This window comes from Mycobacterium hubeiense (assembly GCF_002838065.1).
Taxonomy (GTDB): Bacteria; Actinomycetota; Actinomycetes; order Mycobacteriales; family Mycobacteriaceae; genus Mycobacterium; species Mycobacterium hubeiense.
The window spans coordinates 57,545-72,540 of the sequence record NZ_PIZU01000013.1 but is presented as its reverse complement, the minus strand read 5'-3'; the positions used below and the strand labels follow the sequence as shown (position 1 = coordinate 72,540).

The 14,996-nt window shown below is 65.3% G+C and carries 15 protein-coding genes; 6 read left to right on the top strand and 9 right to left on the bottom strand.

Annotation, left to right across the window (positions count from 1 at the left end):
* Window positions 1-177: 177 nt before the first annotated feature.
* Window positions 178-696 (top strand): TetR/AcrR family transcriptional regulator, encoded by a 519-nt coding sequence (locus tag CWS39_RS12420; RefSeq protein ID WP_233213477.1) that lies wholly within the window; start codon window positions 178-180, stop codon window positions 694-696.
* A 100-nt stretch (window positions 697-796) separates the two neighbouring features.
* Here the strand turns inward: CWS39_RS12420 and CWS39_RS12415 are convergent, their stop codons facing one another.
* The 5 genes from CWS39_RS12415 to CWS39_RS12395 form a co-directional block, all read right to left on the bottom strand.
* Window positions 797-1,933: an acyl-CoA dehydrogenase family protein gene (locus CWS39_RS12415; protein ID WP_102143218.1), complete on the bottom strand. Its 1,137-nt coding sequence runs from the start codon at window positions 1,931-1,933 to the stop codon at window positions 797-799.
* Window positions 1,930-3,423 (bottom strand): class I adenylate-forming enzyme family protein, encoded by a 1,494-nt coding sequence (locus tag CWS39_RS12410; RefSeq protein WP_102143217.1) that lies wholly within the window; start codon window positions 3,421-3,423, stop codon window positions 1,930-1,932. The genes CWS39_RS12415 and CWS39_RS12410 overlap by 4 nt, the downstream gene beginning before the upstream one ends.
* Before the next feature lie 231 nt (window positions 3,424-3,654).
* Complete coding sequence (locus CWS39_RS12405) at window positions 3,655-4,485, bottom strand: alpha/beta fold hydrolase (RefSeq protein ID WP_102143216.1); 831 nt, start codon at window positions 4,483-4,485, stop codon at window positions 3,655-3,657.
* A 3-nt stretch (window positions 4,486-4,488) separates the two neighbouring features.
* Entirely contained in the window at window positions 4,489-5,709 is a 1,221-nt protein-coding gene (locus CWS39_RS12400; protein WP_102143215.1) for a cytochrome P450, read from the bottom strand.
* An 18-nt stretch (window positions 5,710-5,727) separates the two neighbouring features.
* A complete protein-coding gene (locus CWS39_RS12395) occupies window positions 5,728-6,882 on the bottom strand; it encodes a thiolase family protein (protein WP_102143214.1) in 1,155 nt (384 codons plus the stop codon).
* A gap of 135 nt (window positions 6,883-7,017) precedes the next feature.
* Between CWS39_RS12395 and CWS39_RS12390 the strand changes: the two genes are divergently transcribed.
* From CWS39_RS12390 to CWS39_RS12375, 4 genes are read left to right on the top strand one after another with little or no spacing between them, the layout of a single operon-like run.
* On the top strand, window positions 7,018-8,517 hold the full coding sequence (locus CWS39_RS12390) for a class I adenylate-forming enzyme family protein (protein WP_102143213.1): 1,500 nt from the start codon (window positions 7,018-7,020) through the stop codon (window positions 8,515-8,517).
* A gap of 11 nt (window positions 8,518-8,528) precedes the next feature.
* Window positions 8,529-8,840, top strand: coding sequence for a hypothetical protein (locus tag CWS39_RS12385; protein ID WP_102143212.1), 312 nt, complete (start codon window positions 8,529-8,531; stop codon window positions 8,838-8,840).
* Between the two features lie 2 nt (window positions 8,841-8,842).
* Window positions 8,843-9,730, top strand: a complete 888-nt coding sequence (locus CWS39_RS12380; protein ID WP_102143211.1) for an alpha/beta fold hydrolase — start codon at window positions 8,843-8,845, stop codon at window positions 9,728-9,730.
* Window positions 9,731-9,753: 23 nt separating this feature from the next.
* On the top strand, window positions 9,754-10,731 hold the full coding sequence (locus CWS39_RS12375; RefSeq protein WP_199178094.1) for an NAD-dependent epimerase/dehydratase family protein: 978 nt from the start codon (window positions 9,754-9,756) through the stop codon (window positions 10,729-10,731).
* Here the strand turns inward: CWS39_RS12375 and CWS39_RS12370 are convergent.
* Genes CWS39_RS12370 through CWS39_RS12360 form a run of 3 tightly spaced genes read right to left on the bottom strand, consistent with a single transcriptional unit; the run spans window position 10,728 to window position 13,479 of the window.
* The gene (locus tag CWS39_RS12370) at window positions 10,728-11,567 is read right to left on the bottom strand and encodes an enoyl-CoA hydratase-related protein (protein ID WP_102143209.1); all 840 of its coding nucleotides are present in this window, start codon (window positions 11,565-11,567) and stop codon (window positions 10,728-10,730) included. The genes CWS39_RS12375 and CWS39_RS12370 overlap by 4 nt on opposite strands.
* Before the next feature lie 17 nt (window positions 11,568-11,584).
* A complete protein-coding gene (locus tag CWS39_RS12365; RefSeq protein WP_102143208.1) occupies window positions 11,585-12,223 on the bottom strand; it encodes an NAD(P)-dependent oxidoreductase in 639 nt (212 codons plus the stop codon).
* Between the two features lie 26 nt (window positions 12,224-12,249).
* A complete protein-coding gene (locus CWS39_RS12360; RefSeq protein ID WP_102143207.1) occupies window positions 12,250-13,479 on the bottom strand; it encodes an amidohydrolase family protein in 1,230 nt (409 codons plus the stop codon).
* Between the two features lie 148 nt (window positions 13,480-13,627).
* Here CWS39_RS12360 and CWS39_RS12355 point away from each other — a divergent pair, with 148 nt between their 5' ends.
* Window positions 13,628-14,239 (top strand): TetR/AcrR family transcriptional regulator, encoded by a 612-nt coding sequence (locus tag CWS39_RS12355; protein WP_102143206.1) that lies wholly within the window; start codon window positions 13,628-13,630, stop codon window positions 14,237-14,239.
* Window positions 14,240-14,338: 99 nt separating this feature from the next.
* Here CWS39_RS12355 and CWS39_RS12350 read toward each other — a convergent pair whose 3' ends face one another.
* On the bottom strand, window positions 14,339-14,986 hold the full coding sequence (locus CWS39_RS12350) for a TetR/AcrR family transcriptional regulator (protein WP_102143273.1): 648 nt from the start codon (window positions 14,984-14,986) through the stop codon (window positions 14,339-14,341).
* Window positions 14,987-14,996 lie beyond the last annotated feature (10 nt).

Below are 14,996 nucleotides of genomic sequence, written 5' to 3'. Positions count from 1 at the left end.
CAACGGTACCTCCGGCGGTGTTGTCGACCTACGTACGCAGCCGCCCTCTAATGTCTTTGTCGGACACAGACGCATTTCGGAAAGACGGCACCCACACCGATGACACCGCGCGATCGATCGCCTAGTTCCCGCAAAGGGTTGGACACCACGCCCAGGGAGCGAATCCGCTACGCGGCGATGGAGTTGTTCGCTGAGCGGGGGCGTCGGGGGCCGACGCTCAAGGCCGTGGCCGAACGCGCCGGGGTGTCGCCGGGGCTGGTTCAGCATCACTACAAGACCAAGCAGGGGCTGCTGGCCGGTGTCCAGTCGTGGGTGGCCGAACAACTCGCCGACATCGGGGGAGAACTGTCGTCCGGTGAGGCGAACCTCGGCGTCGACTCCGCCCGATACGACGCCTTCCTGGCGGCGAATCCGGTTGTGGCCGCATACCTTCGACGCGTACTGCTCGAATCCACGGCGATCGGCAATACCGAGTGGTTCACCGACGCCGTCGCGCTTCGGCGCGAACGACTCGGTGGCGACGAACCCGAACGCTCGGAAGTGACGGCGGCGATGGTGGTACTCGTGGACCTCGCACCGGTTTTGTTGGGTCCGCTGCTCGAACACGCGCTCAACTGCGATTCCGCGGAGTTGGCCGCGCGATGGCGCCGGGTGGAGACGACGCTTCTGGGCCTGCCGTCCGGCCAGGCCGGCTGACTCGCTTACCGTCGAGGCGCCGAGACTGCGTGCAGATCGCATTTCGGCGCAAAATCGCGATCTCCTCGCAGTCTCGGCGAGTTCGCGACCGCTCCTCGGCTCACACGATGTTGGCAACCGCGGCATGCCGGTCCCAGTGCTGTGCGGGTAGGCCGAACAAGACTTCGTCGGTGCGTGCCCGGCGCAAGTAGAGGTGCGCCGCGTCCTCCCAGGTGAAACCGATGCCGCCGTGGATCTGGACGTTGGCATGCGCGGCACTGCGCAATGCTTCCGAGCACACCGCCTTGGCCATGCTCGCGCGCCACGCGGACTCGCCCGGTGCGTCGCCGTCGAGGGCCTCCAGTGCCGCCTGCGATGCCGAACGCGCCCATTCGAGGTCGAGGAGCATGTCGGCGCACTTGTGCTTGATCGCTTGAAAGCTGCCGATCGGCCGACCGAACTGCTCGCGGGTGCGCGCGTACTCGGTGGCGATCTCCAGCACCCGTTCGCAGGCCCCTACCTGTTCGGCCGACAACACCGCCAGCGCCAGGTCGACATTGCGCTCGATGATTCCCTCGACAGGTGCCGCACCCGTCAGTCTCAGCGCTGGAGCCCCGGTGAAGGTGATGGATGCCATGGGCCGGGTGCCGTCGAGCACACGTTCCGCCTCGACGACGACGGTCTCGGCCGCCGGGTCCACCAGGAACAGCGCCAATTGGTTGTCGGACATTGCCGCGACCACCAGGTCGTCGGCCGCAGATCCGTTGAGTACATGGCGGACTGTGCCGTCGAGGGCCCAGTCGTCGCTGTTCGATCGGGCGACGAGTGTCACCGAATCGCGCTGCCACAACCCGCCGTCTCCGGTGATCGCCGCGGCGGCCGTGCGATGTCCGTCCAGCAGCCCGGAGAGCCGTTTCTCGCTGTCCGGATCCGCGTCGCGCGTCTCGAGCAGCAGGCCGGTCGCCAACACCGCCGACGCGACGAACGGCACGGGTGCCAGTGCGCGGCCGAGTTCGTGGGCGACGACGCCGAGGGCGTTCGCATCGAAACCTGCGCCGCCGAGGTCTTCCGGCATGGCGATCGCGGCGACCCCGACCTGACTGCAGAGCACCTTCCACAGTTCGGTGTCGAAGCCCGCCTCCATCCCGCGGCCGTTGTAGGCAACAGCGCGCACGCGCTCCTCCGGTGCGAGCCGTTCACACGCGGCGCGCACGGACTGGGCGAGCTCACGACTCTCGTCCGGGGACAAGCCTGTCATTGGCTTCCTCCTGAAATTTGTTGAGCCAGCTCCGCTTTCGCGATCTTGCCCAGGCCGGTCATGGGAAACTCGTCGACGAGGACCAGCCGCTCGGGCCACTTCTGCTTCATCAGCCCCCGTTCGTCCAGAAAGGCGCAGAGCTCGTCGAGGGTGACGTCGCGGTGGCGCGACGAGCGGCGCACGACTGCGCACACCAGCTCGCCGCGCAGTTCGTCGGGTTGTCCCAGCACGGCGACCTCGTCGACAAGGGGGTGCGCGAGCAGTTCGTTCTCGATCTCGTCGGGTGCGATGTTCTCGCCCTTGCGGATGATCAAATCCTTGGTGCGCCCCGTGATCACGATGCGACCATCGGGCCGCAGATAGCCCCTGTCACCTGTGCGGAACCAGCCGTCTGACGTCAGCGCCTGCCTCCATTGTTCGGCGTCCACGTAGCCCGGCGTCAGGTTGTCGCCGCGCAGCTCGATTTCCCCGCTGTCGCTGATCCTGACCTCGGACCCCGGAATGGGGCGGCCCGAACTGTTGCTCTGCTGCTCCTCGGTGTCGGTGGCCGGGCTGACACATACCATGGCGGCCTCCGTCATGCCGTAGGCGTGCACGATGGGGACGCCCATCTGCTCGCGGACCTGCTTGTGCAGTTCGGGCGGACACGCCGCCCCGCCGCCGATCAACATGCGAAGCGAAGGGATGAGCGGCTCGCGGCTCCCGCTCGCGATCTGTGCCGATAGCAGCATCTGATAGAACGCGGTGCTTGCGCCGGTGACGGTCACGCCATGCTCGGCAAGCAGTTGGGGCAGCGTTTCGGCGTCGACCTTGGGCACCATCAGCACGGGAAAGTCCGCGATCAGCGCACTGGCCAGATAGACCATGCCGCCGATGTGCGCGATGGGAAAGGCGATGGTGCCAACCTCGTCGGGATGTTGCCCCAGACCCAGATACTGGGCGTACCCGCAGGCCGCAGCCAACAAGGTGGCATCGGTGTGACGCACGCCCTTCGGGCGGCCGGTGGTGCCGGAGGTGAAGTAGATCCATCGGGTGGCGTCGGCCGAATGGGGTTGGCACAGTTGGGGATGCGGGTCGGCCGGCAAGGCCTGCAGCCGTTCAACGAAATCGTCTGGCAGCGTGACGATGCGAGTACCAGGTGGGGAGTTGGCGGCCGTCGAACCGTCGACCACTAGAGCGTCGGCTTGGGCGACGTCAAGTGCCGCGCAGACCTCGCGCTGTCGGTACAGGTGCAGCACCGGTGCCTGGGTGACGGCGCTGCGGGCCAGCGCCAGCATCAGCAGCGCCGCCGAGGTGAGCGAGGGTAGCTGCCACGCGACGGTCATCCCCGGTCGGATGCCTGCGTCCCACAGCCAGCGGGTGCCCGCCGTCGACAGCGCGGCCACCTCGGCGACGGTCAGCGTCGCGCCGGCGCAGTCGCGTAGCAGCGGCCGATCTGGTCGCGCCGCGGCGGACTCGTCAAGCAACCGGGCGACGGTTTCAGCCGTCACTGCGCGACCTCCTCCGCCAGACTCTAAGCACTAAACATTTAACCATTTCGGTGGCCGTGTCGTACAACTTCGGCCCAGCGCCCCCGCCGCAGGGACATTGGGCTCGGGTCACCTCGACCGTGCGATTTCATACGCGACATGCCGGTGTCGGCGTATCAATCCGCACAGTCGCGTCCGGGCGGTGCCTATTTGTCGGTCAACGAGCTGCCTGCAAAAGGGCCCGCCGGGCCCTTATTTGACGAATTCGCTGATGGCACTGGCAGTTGCATCCGGCTGATCCAGCATGACGTAGGTCGAGCTGTCCTCGATGGTGCGCACCTCGGCGTTGGGAAACGTCTCGGCGAGCCGTTGCGCATGCGAGAGCGGGAACATCTTGTCGCTGGTTCCCCATGCCATCAGCACCGGTTTGTCCCAACGCTTCAACGCGTCCACTGCGGCCAGGGTGTGGCTGGGCTTGAGGTCGGCGGTGAATCGGGCGGCCTCGCGCCGCACTGCGGCGGACGCCAGAAAGCCACCAAAGATCGCGGGCCTGCGCGCCGCGTCGATGCCATTTCGAGTAACTGCCGACGTGAAGGCCTTGAGACCGGGCGCAGTCGTCAACGCCTTCAGCACGAGCGAGCCGAGGGTCTGATTCAGCGCGCACAACCGCACGATCGGCGCGAAGGAACTCGGCGGAAAATGCTCGAAGCTATCGCAATTGGTGAACACCAATCTCGACACCCGGCCCCAGTTCAGCGCGGCGTCTCCCAGCGACGCGAGCACGATCCCGCCGCCGGTGTCGTTGGCCACCAGCGTGACGTCGGACAGATCGAGCGCTTCGAGGAGGCCGAGGATCAGCCTGCCCGACGCGGCGACGCTGAGATCGACGTCCACGCCGACCGGCTCGGCCTGAGCACCGAACGGCAACGTCGGTGCAATGCACCGGTGGCTGTCGGAGAGGCGGTCGACGACGTCCTGCCACAACCGACCGGTGACATACGCGCCATGGACGAACACCACCGCCGGCCCGGAACCCGTGTCGGTGTAGTCGATTTCGACATCGCCGACGGCGACGGAGGGCACCGATCAGCCCAGGCGTGGACCCGGTGTGAACTTCACCGGCAATTCGCGCACCGCATACACCTCGCCCGCGTCCTCGAAGAGTTTCGGCTCGCCCGCGAGCTCGAAGTCCGGCAGCCGCTTCAACACCTGCGTCAACATGACGTCAAACATCATCTTGGCGTAGTGGGATCCGAGGCAGCGGTGCATCCCTACTCCAAATGCCATCTGCTTCTTGGCATTCGGCCGAGACAGATCCAGCGTGTCGGGGTCTTCGAACATCGCCGGGTCGCGGTTGGCGGCCGCCCACATCAGAATCGCTCTGTCGCCCTTGCACAGCTGCTGCCCATGGAATTCGGCGTCACGTGAGACTGTGCGGGCCAGGCCGAGAGTCGGTGTATACAGCCGCAGCAGTTCGTCGGTGCCCTTCTTGACCAGGCTCGGATCGTCGATAAACTGTTGGCGCAGTTCGCGATCCCGGCACAGCCGCAACAACACGTTGCCGGTGAAGCCGCTGGTGGTGTCCATGCCGCCCAGCATCATCAGCACCGTGTACATGGTGATCTGGCCGTCGTCGAGCGGCTTGCCGTTCAGCGTGCCCCGCAGGATGTCGCTGAACAGGTCGTCGCCCAGCCCCTGGGCCCGGCGCTCCTCCATGTGCTTGACGATCTCGGCGAACATCTCCATGCCGGCCGTGCCCGCCTTCTCTGGATCGTGGGCCCGATCGTGCACGGTGGTGTGCACCCAGTGCACCCAGTTCATGTACCTCGACTCATCAAAGTTCATCAGCCGCAGGATCAGCCGGGCAGGAAGTGGCGTGGTCAGCTCCCCGACGAGATCACACTCCCCGCGCTCGATGAACGCGTCGATGGCCTCGTTGGTCATCGCGATCGCCGACTCGCGGAACCGCTCCGCCGCGCCCGGCGAGAACCGCTTGAGGGTGATCTCACGCAACTGCTGGGTCTCCGGCGGGTCCGATTCGATCGGCAGGATCGGCAGCGGCAACTCGCTGGCGGGCACGCCGACCGACGGGTACGAGTTGAACAGGTCGTCGTCGCGGGCGGCCTCGAACACCGAGGCATAGTCGACCAGTGCCCAGAACCCTTCGTAGTGGTCGGAATGCGCTACTGGGCAACCGCTTTCGCGCATTTCGCGAAACTTCCCGTACGGGTCCTCACGGAACTCGGGCGAGTGGTGATCCAAGTCAACTTCCGCGCGACGCTGAGCTTCGGTCTGAGCGTTGGTCATTGCCAGTATTGCCTTTCGTTATCTGGAGAGGATCGCGACGGCCGCAGTTCCGGGCGCCCCGTAGAGCTGAGCCAGAGCCACCCGCGGCTCGTTGGGCACCTGCCTATCGCCCGCGGTGCCGCGCAGCTGATGCACCAACTCGAACACCTGCCGCAGCCCCGATGCGCCGACGGGCTCGCCGTTGGCGAGCAGGCCGCCGTCGGTGTTGATCGGCAGCCTGCCGCCGATTCGCGTGGCCCCGTCGGCAAGCAGCGCCTCCTGCTCGCCGTCCTTGCACAGCATCGTCTCGGCCATGTGAATGACCTCGGATCCGGAGTCGGTGTCCTGCAGCTGCGCGACGTCGATGTCCTCGGGACCGATGCCGGCGATTTCGTAGGCTGCCTTGGCCGCTTCGGCGGTAGTACCGGGAACGATGGGCAACTCGATCGAGGTGCGCAGCAGTTCATACGCGCCCTCGCGGCGGCTACGCAGCGCGCTCGATCGCAGATAGATCGGTGTGTCGGTGTACTTCTTGGCCGCGTCCGCCCGGCACACCACCACCGCGGCTGCGCCTTCGTTGGGGTTGCAGTACATGTATTGCCGCAGTGGGGCGTTGACGATCGGCGAGGCCAGGATCGCCTCCTCGCTCATCGGCTTGCGCCGCCAGGCGTTGGGATTGCGCGCGCCGTTGTCGAAGTTCTTTGCCGCGACGCGGGCCAGCGCCTGCTCGGTGATGCCGTGGTCATGCATGTACCGCATGATCTTGGTGCCGAAGTAGTGGGTGGTCAGAAACATCCCTTGGTCGCCGTACCACTGCGGCAGCCCCGACACCGAGGGGTCGGCGCCGAAGGCGCCACGCGGATGCTTGTCCAGCCCGACGCCGACCGCGATCTCGGCTTCGCCAAGCGCGACGTCGCGGGCGGCCAATGTGAGCAGCGAGTTGCCGGTTGCGCAACCGCTCAGCGTGGCGCGTGCGGGAATCCCTGTCATGCCGACCAGGCCGGTGATCGCTTCAGGGTTGGCCACTTCGAGGCTGCCTGCGTAGAGGCTGTCGACATCGGCGAAGTCCACACCGGCGTCACGCAACGCCCTGCTGATCGCCACGGCGCCCATTTCCAGCGCCGACCGGTCCTCGTATCGTCCGAATGGGTGGAGGCCGACGCCGATGATGGCGATATCAGGCGTGCTGCTCATTGAGCTCCTCTGGCGTCTGCGCGCAGTCGAACCGAGAGTGCGCGCTGGATTTGACGTCGATAACTCTATAACTATATACCTGATTCTCAGCGAGAGTCTAGAATCGCCCTACCCCGCGAGTGAAGGCTGAGTGCGTTGAGCATTTCGTTGTTGTTGGAGATGGCGGTGTCGGAGGACCCCGACCGGGTCGCCCTCGTGGACGGCGCCAACCGCCTGACCCTCGCAGAGCTCAGCGCGTTGGCCGACGGCGGCGCGGCCATAATCGCCGCGTCGGGCACGCAGCACGTGGCCTACGTCGGCTCCGGGGGCATTATGGCGCCGCTGCTGATTTTCGCTTCGGCGCGCGCTGCGAAGGCGTACACGCCGATCAACTACCGCCTGAGCGCGGAGGGGATTCAGGAGCTGATCGGACGGCTGCCGGATCCACTGGTCATCGTTGACAGTTGCTACCGCGAGATGGTCGGCGACGCGGGCAAGCGCGTGATGGACTCCGATGAATTCCTCGCCGCGGCACGCACCGCAGAGCCGGCCGCAGAGTTCGCCGACCTCGATGACGTGGCGATCGTGTTGTTCACGTCGGGCACCACATCGAAGCCGAAGGCCGTCGAGTTGACCCACGGCAACCTGACCAGCTACATCACCGGCACCGTCGAGTTCGGTTCGGCCGAGCCCGACGACGCGGCGCTGATCTGTGTGCCGCCGTATCACATCGCTGGAGTGAACGCGGCGATCTCGAACCTCTACGCCGGCCGAAAGATGGTGTACCTGCCCAATTTCGATGCCCGCGAGTGGGTGCGCCTGGTTGTCGAGGAAAAGGTGACGACCGCGACAGTCGTCCCCACCATGCTCGACCGCATCGTCACCGCTCTCGAGCAGGATCCTGTCGAGCTGCCCTCGCTCCGCAACCTGGCTTACGGCGGGTCGAAAGTGGGACTTCCGTTGGTGCGCAAGGCGATGGACCTGCTGCCCCACGTCGGGTTCGTCAACGCCTACGGCCTCACCGAGACCAGCTCGACCATCGCGGTGCTCACGCCCGACGATCATCGCGAGGCGTACGGCAACACCGACGAAGCCGTCGCGAGGCGACTCGGTTCGGTCGGCAGACCGGTGCCAGGCATCGAGGTACAGATCCGCGACGAAAACGGTCGTGTCCTGGGGCCTGGCGAGCCCGGTGAGCTCTATGTGCGAGGCGAACAGGTTTCCGGAAAGTACACCGGAATCGGATCGGTGCTCGACGACGAAGGCTGGTTCCCCACCAAGGACATCGCGACACTCGACGAGGCTGGCTATCTGTTCATCACCGGGCGGTCCGACGACACCATCATTCGCGGCGGCGAGAACATCGCACCCGCGGAGCTGGAGGATGTGCTCATCGAGCATCCGCACGTGCGCGAGGTCGCTGTGGTGGGCGTGGAGGATCCGCAGTGGGGCCAGGCTATTGTCGCCGTAGTGGTTCCCGCAGCGGGCGTCGACCCCGATCCGGATGAACTGCGCGAGTTCGCTCGGAAGTTCCTGCGAGGATCACGGACCCCGGACCGCGTCGTGTTTCGCGACGAGTTACCGACGAACGCGACCGGCAAGCTGCTGCGCCGCGAGATCGTCGAAAGCCTGAGCGCTGCGATGGCCGAAAAGTAAAGGAAGTCAACATGATCAAGAACGGCACTCGGCTGCAGAGCCAGGTGTGTGACACCCAGGTTATCGTCGTCAGGGCCGCCGACAGCCTCGACGACCTGCGCTGCGGCGGGCAGCCGATGGTAACGTTGGATAGTCAAGAAGGCACCGAGAAATCCGGCGGCGCACCCGATCCGGCGTTCGCCGAAGGCAACGTGATGGGCAAGCGTTATGTCGATGAGACCGGCGCCGAGGTCTTGGTGACGAAAGCGGGAGCGGGCACGCTGAGCGTGGGGGAGACGGCACTGCGCCTCAAAGAGGCCAAGCCGCTGCCGGCCAGCGACTGACGATGGCGAGTCAGCAAGCGGCACTGAATATTCCGGCCGACGACGTCACCTTGGCCGCAGACGCATTTGGTGATCCGGCCGATTCGCCGGTGGTGCTTCTGCATGGCGGCGGCCAGACCCGGCATTCGTGGAAGGCGACCGCGGCGGATCTCGGCGGGCAGGGTTGGTACGCCCTGACGGTCGACCTGCGCGGGCACGGCGACAGCGGCTGGTCGGCCGACGGGCGTTACGACCTCGAGCGCTTCGCCGCAGACGTGGTCTGCATAACCGAGTTCCTCGGTCGCCCTCCGGTGCTCGTCGGTGCATCGCTGGGAGGCAATGCGTCGCTGGAAGCGCTTGGCGGCAGACCCGATCTCGCGCTCGGCCTGGTGCTGGTCGACGTGTCGCCGTTTCTGCAGCCGTCGGGAACCAACAGGATCCGCAACTTCATGGTGTCGCACGCCGAGGAAGGGTTCGGCTCACTTGAGGAGGTCGCCGACGCAGTCGCCGCGTACCTTCCTCACCGCCCCCGACCGCGCAACCTCGACGGCTTGAAAAAGAACCTGCGGCTGCGCGACGGGCGGTGGTACTGGCACTGGGATCCGGCCTTCATGGCCTCACCCACCGACCAAGCGGTGCAGCGCAACCAACTCATCGACCCCGCGCGGCTGGGTGCGGCGGCCAGCAGCCTGCGGCTGCCGACGCTGCTGGTGCGCGGAGGGGAATCCGATGTGCTCAGCGTCGACGATTCGATCCGCTTCCTCGACCTGGTGCCGCACGCGGAGTTCGCCACCGTCGCAGGCGCTCACCACATGGTGGCCGGCGACGACAACGCGGTCTTCGAGAACGTGCTCGGCGACTTTTTGGAGCGGCGGGTCCGATCTCGGCTCAGATTGCTTGCCCAGCGGTAGGCGGTGAGAGTGCTGACGTGGCGATGAAACTGGTAATCGGCGCGAGCGGGTTCCTCGGTTCGCACGTCACGCGACAACTCGTGGAGCGGGGGGAGCGGGTGCGAGTCCTATTGCGCCGCACCAGTTCCACCGTCGCACTCGACGACCTCGACATCGAACGGCACTACGGCGATGTCTTCGACGACGCAGTGCTGCGCGACGCAATGGACGGCTGCGACGACGTCTACTACTGTGTCGTCGACACCCGGGCCTGGCTGCGTGACCCTGCCCCGCTGTTCCGCACCAATGTCGAGGGCCTGCGCCACGTCCTCGACGCCGCCGTGGACGCAGACCTGCGGCGTTTCGTGTTCACCAGCACCATCGGCACGATCGCACTCAGCGAAGACGGTCGACCGGTTACGGAGAACGAGCCGTTCAACTGGGCAGACAAGGGCGGCAGCTACATTCGGTCGCGGGTCGAGGCCGAGAACCTGGTATTGCAGTACGCACGGGAACGGGGACTGCCTGCGGTCGCGATGTGCGTCTCGAACACGTACGGCCCCGGCGACTTTCAGCCGACTCCACACGGGTCGCTGGTGGCCGCGGCGGGCAAGGGCAAGATGCCCGTGTACGTCAAGGACATGTCGATGGAAGTAGTCGGCATCGAAGACGCGGCTCGTGCACTGATCCTGGCCGCAGAGAAGGGCCGCGTCGGCGAGCGGTACATCATCTCGGAGCGCTACATCAGCGCGCGCGAACTCTACACAACGGCTGCCCGGGCAGGCGGAGCACGGCCGCCGCGGATCGGAATTCCGTTGAAGCTCATGTACGCACTGGGCTTTTGCGGAGACCTCGCAGCGAAGCTGTTGCGGCGCGACATGCTGCTGTCGACGCTGTCGGTGCGGCTGATGCACATCATGTCCCCGATGGACCACGGCAAGGCCGAACGTGAACTCGGGTGGCAACCGGAGCCGATCCACGACTCCATCCGCCGCGCGGTGGCGTTCTATCAAACGCGCTAGACCTCGCCCGCCTGCTCGCGGGGCAGTCGGCCGCGTGCCAGCAATTCGGCGCGCAGCGCCTGCGCGTCAGAAGTGTGTTCCAGCACCGACATCACGTCGGCCGACAGCTGGAGATGCTGGCGCATGCCCATCTGCTCCCATGCGCGCACCAGCATGGTCTTCGTCGCCATCAGCGTGGATAGTGGGGCACGGGCGATCTTGGCTGCCAACGATTCGGTCACTGGTTCGAGCTCGGCGCGGGCGACTACGCGGTTGACCAAGCCCATCTTCAAAGCCTCTTCAGCGGTCAAAGTCTGTGCGGTATAGAGGTATTCGGCGGCGCGCTTGTAATTCATAAAGACCCACGGCTCGATCATCGTCTCCCCGCCCGCAAATCCGAGGCCGGGCACTAGCGGCATCTGGAAGTAGGCGTCCTCGGAGGCGATGGTGATCTCGGGTAACAGCGCCCAGTACGTGCCCCCGCCGATCGCATAACCGTGTACCTGCGCGATCATCGGCTTCGGGAACTCCCAGTATCTCAGGGTCGGCCAAAGGAAGAGTTCCTTGCTGCCCTGGTAGTTGCTGCCCGTGTGGGCCTGCGAATCGGCGAACTCCGGGTAGGCGTCGGGCGCCATGACGTGTCCGGCGCAGAAGCCCTTGCCGCTGCCCTTGACGATGACCACCTTCACCCCGTAGTCCTGCCGCGCCTCGTCGAGGCAGGAGTCGACCTGGCTCACCATCTCCGAAGACTGGGCGTTGGCCCGTTCCGGCCAGTCGAGAACGATGCGGGCGATCGCACCGTCGCGCTCATAGCGCACGACGCCGAGATTCCTACGATGAAAACGTGTTTCGCTCACCGCGACCTCCTTGGCGGTCAGTTGCTGATTGCCGGCGCCGCCCGCGAGAACGTCTTGTCGTTGAGTTGGGCCACGAGAAACGCGGCGATGTCGGCCCGCGACATCGCCGAACCAACCTTGTCGCGGCCGAGAAAGCCCACGCGCTGAGTGCCTTTCGGCTTTGTGTTGTTCGGACTCGTGATGCGCGCGATGGTCCAGTCCAGATCCGAGTTGGTGACCGCCTTCGTCATGCCGACGATTTCGCGCAGCCCATTGGGGAACAGGGTTCCGGCGATGACGGGCAGGATCCTGGCCTTGAGCGTCGGCTTGTCGCGCTTGTCGGGCACTGACGGCGTCGCCAGGCCGATGTATCGTCTGACGCCCTCGGCCTGCATGGCGGCGACGATGTTTCTCGTACCGTCGGTAACCGGCGTGCCCTTCGCCTTGCGGTTCAGGGCAGGGCCGAGCGCACTGATCACCGCATCTGCGCCGTGCACTGCCTGTTGAATTGCCTCGGCGTCCGACAGCTCGCCGGTTACGACGGTCAGATGCAGATCGGCGACTTGCAGCTTGCAGGGATCACGAACGTAAGCGGTGACGTCGTGGCCAGCAGCCAGCAGTTCGGCGACGACCAAGCGGCCGATCTGGCCGGTCGCGCCAAACACCGTGACACGCATTCACATTTCCGTCATCGACGCAGGCGTCAAGCGTTCACGAGAGCCGGCGGCTTGACGGCGTCCGGATCGGGGTTGGCGATCGGCAGGCCCATGAAGCGCCGCGTGTTGTCACCCATGAAGTCGTAGGTGCGCCGCTTGTCCATGCCTTCGGCGTATTTCCAGTAGCGCTTGGGCTCCGCCAGGCCCTCGGGATGCGGCCAATCGGAACCGAACATCACCTTGTCCCAGCCGACGGTCTCAACGACGTCGGCGACCTTGCCTTCCCAGAACGGGCTGACCCAGCAGTTGCGACGGAACACGTCGTGCGGATGCTCAAGGAAGTTCTGCGGCATCTTTTTGTAGGTCATCTCGAGGTCATCGAACAGCGGCTTGATCCACGCACTGCCGTTCTCCACGCTGGCGATGCGCAGCTTCGGGAACCTCGTCAGAGTGCCGTGGCAGATCAAACTGGTGACCATGTCGGCGATCTCGCGGTGGCCCAACGCCGTCCACTTGAACGCGGACATTTCAAATGCGTTGGCGGTGTCTGCGGGCTCCCACTTTTCGATGTACTCCTGCAGTGGAGGCTGGCTCGCGTGCAACACGATCGGCAAACCGGCGTCCTCGACGTCACGCCAGAACGGATCGAACTCGGGCAGGGCCGGTGAGCGCCAGCCCTTGTAGCCAAACACCGGCGCCGGCTTGATCAGCGCGACCTTGGCGCCGTTGTCCAGGATGTACTCCAGCTCGCGACGCGCCTCGTCGACAAGGCCCAGAGTGAGCACCGGTGTCGAGTAGATCCGGTTGGCGTAGGTGAAGCCCCAATGTTCGAGCATCCACTGGTTCAGCGCGTGGATGATGGCCACGGTCAGGTCGGGATCCTCCGCGGAGGCGTGCTCGACGAGGTTGGCCAGCGTGGGGTAGTTCAGGCATGCGTCGACGCCTTGGCGGTCGAGTTCGGCAATCCGGTCCTCAGGGTTGCGCGCGCCGGGCGGCGTGTCGATGCCACGGCCCGACATCTCCCGCATCGACAGGCCCTCGGCGTTCTGGCCGGCGTAGAACTTCTCGTGCGCGCCGGGTGCGGCGACGCGTTCGAACGTCGGGTTCGGCATGTAGTCGTTGATTTTGTTACGGATGGCGATGCGGGTATGCCTGCCGATCTGCACGAACTGCACCTTCGACTTGAACTTCTCGGGCAGGAACTTCGTCAGCGCATCAGGGGTCTCGTACATGTGCTGATCGGCATCGAAGATCGGTGCCTCGGTGAACTGCGTCATCGGTGTGCCTCTCGCTGCTCTTTCATCGGGCTTGGTACGAGCTTCGCTCAACGTGACGATTGTGTCAAGTACAAGCCGATATCCACATATACAGAGCAAATTACGTCGCTAGATTGCACTTGACGCTACTGTCACATATAGTCGCGCCATGACGTTGACTTCGGGCGTTCGTGTTGCACCCCAACCCGACGTCAGCCGCGGTGAGCGCACCCGCTCGGCGATCCTCGAGGCCAGTCGCCGCCTGTTTTTGGAACGCGGGTACGCCGGTACGCCGATCAACGCGATTACCGAGGCATGCGGTATCTCCCGCGCTGGCTTTTACACCTACTTCAAGGACAAGCGGGAGATCTTCAACGTCCTCGGCAAGACTGCCTATCACGACGCGCTGGCCGTCATCGCCGAGTGGGCCAATGCTCGAGAACCGTTCGGTCCGGCCGATATTCGGACTTGGGTTGGTCATTACTTCGACTACATGGACCACCACGGCGCCTTCGTGCTGGCGTCGGCGCACTCCGCGCCCGACGACGAGGAGTTCCGAAACTCGCGTAACCGCATGGTGACTCGGGCATCGTGGAAGCTCGGACAGGCTATCGCCGGCGACGGGGCGCACTCACCGGAGGTCATCGGCGTCGCGGTGATGGGCCTGCTGGACCGGGCTTGGCACACGGTGCACCGGCAGACCGTAGCCGTCGACCGCGACGAGATGATCGCCGTCGTCGCCGAGATGATTGTGGCGATGACGACACCGTCCGCGTCGTGATCGTTTCGCTCGACGCGCCGCGACAGTGCCCGAGGTCCGATCGGCTATTTCATGCGAAGGTCCTGATGACGTTGCTCCGGGAATACTATTCCCAAGAAATCAGGCATTTTCTGCAACGCCATTCCCGACGAGGTCCGGATGTACCGCCGGGGCCGAGAGTCCGGTCAACATCAATGTGACCACCTGGTTGCGCACCTCATGGAAATCGGTGTCCACGCGGCCTCGGATGCGTGCTTCGAGGTGACGCACGGCCACAGCGTGAATCGCGAACGAATCGAGTTCGGGGCGTGCGTTGGGCAGACTGCCGTCGGCGAGACCCGCGGCCAACACGTCGGTGAGCACTTCTCGGTGCCGGGCGTAGGTGGCCTCCAACGCCGTAGCGATGCCGGGCGCTCCGGTGACGTCCGCCGACATGAAGGCCAAGGCGTCGCGAAATCGCGTCTCGTCCCAGCCGATACTCAGGTAGTTCTCGATCCACGCGGCGACCGCGGCGGCAGGCGTGTCGGCGGCGGCTACTGCCTTCTGCAGAGCGGTCAGGATCAGGTCGCCGGCCCACTCCTGCATCGCGATGATCAGGTCGTCCTTGCAGGAGAAATGCCGATAGAAGATCCGTCGGTTCACGCCGGCGGCGCGCAAGATGTTCTCGATCGACGTGGTCGTCCCCGTCGACGAGCCGCCCTGGCTGATCAGCCGGTACGCGGCCCGCATGATCGCATCACGCTCCGACTGGCGACCATCGCTGCCCATTTTGTGCTCC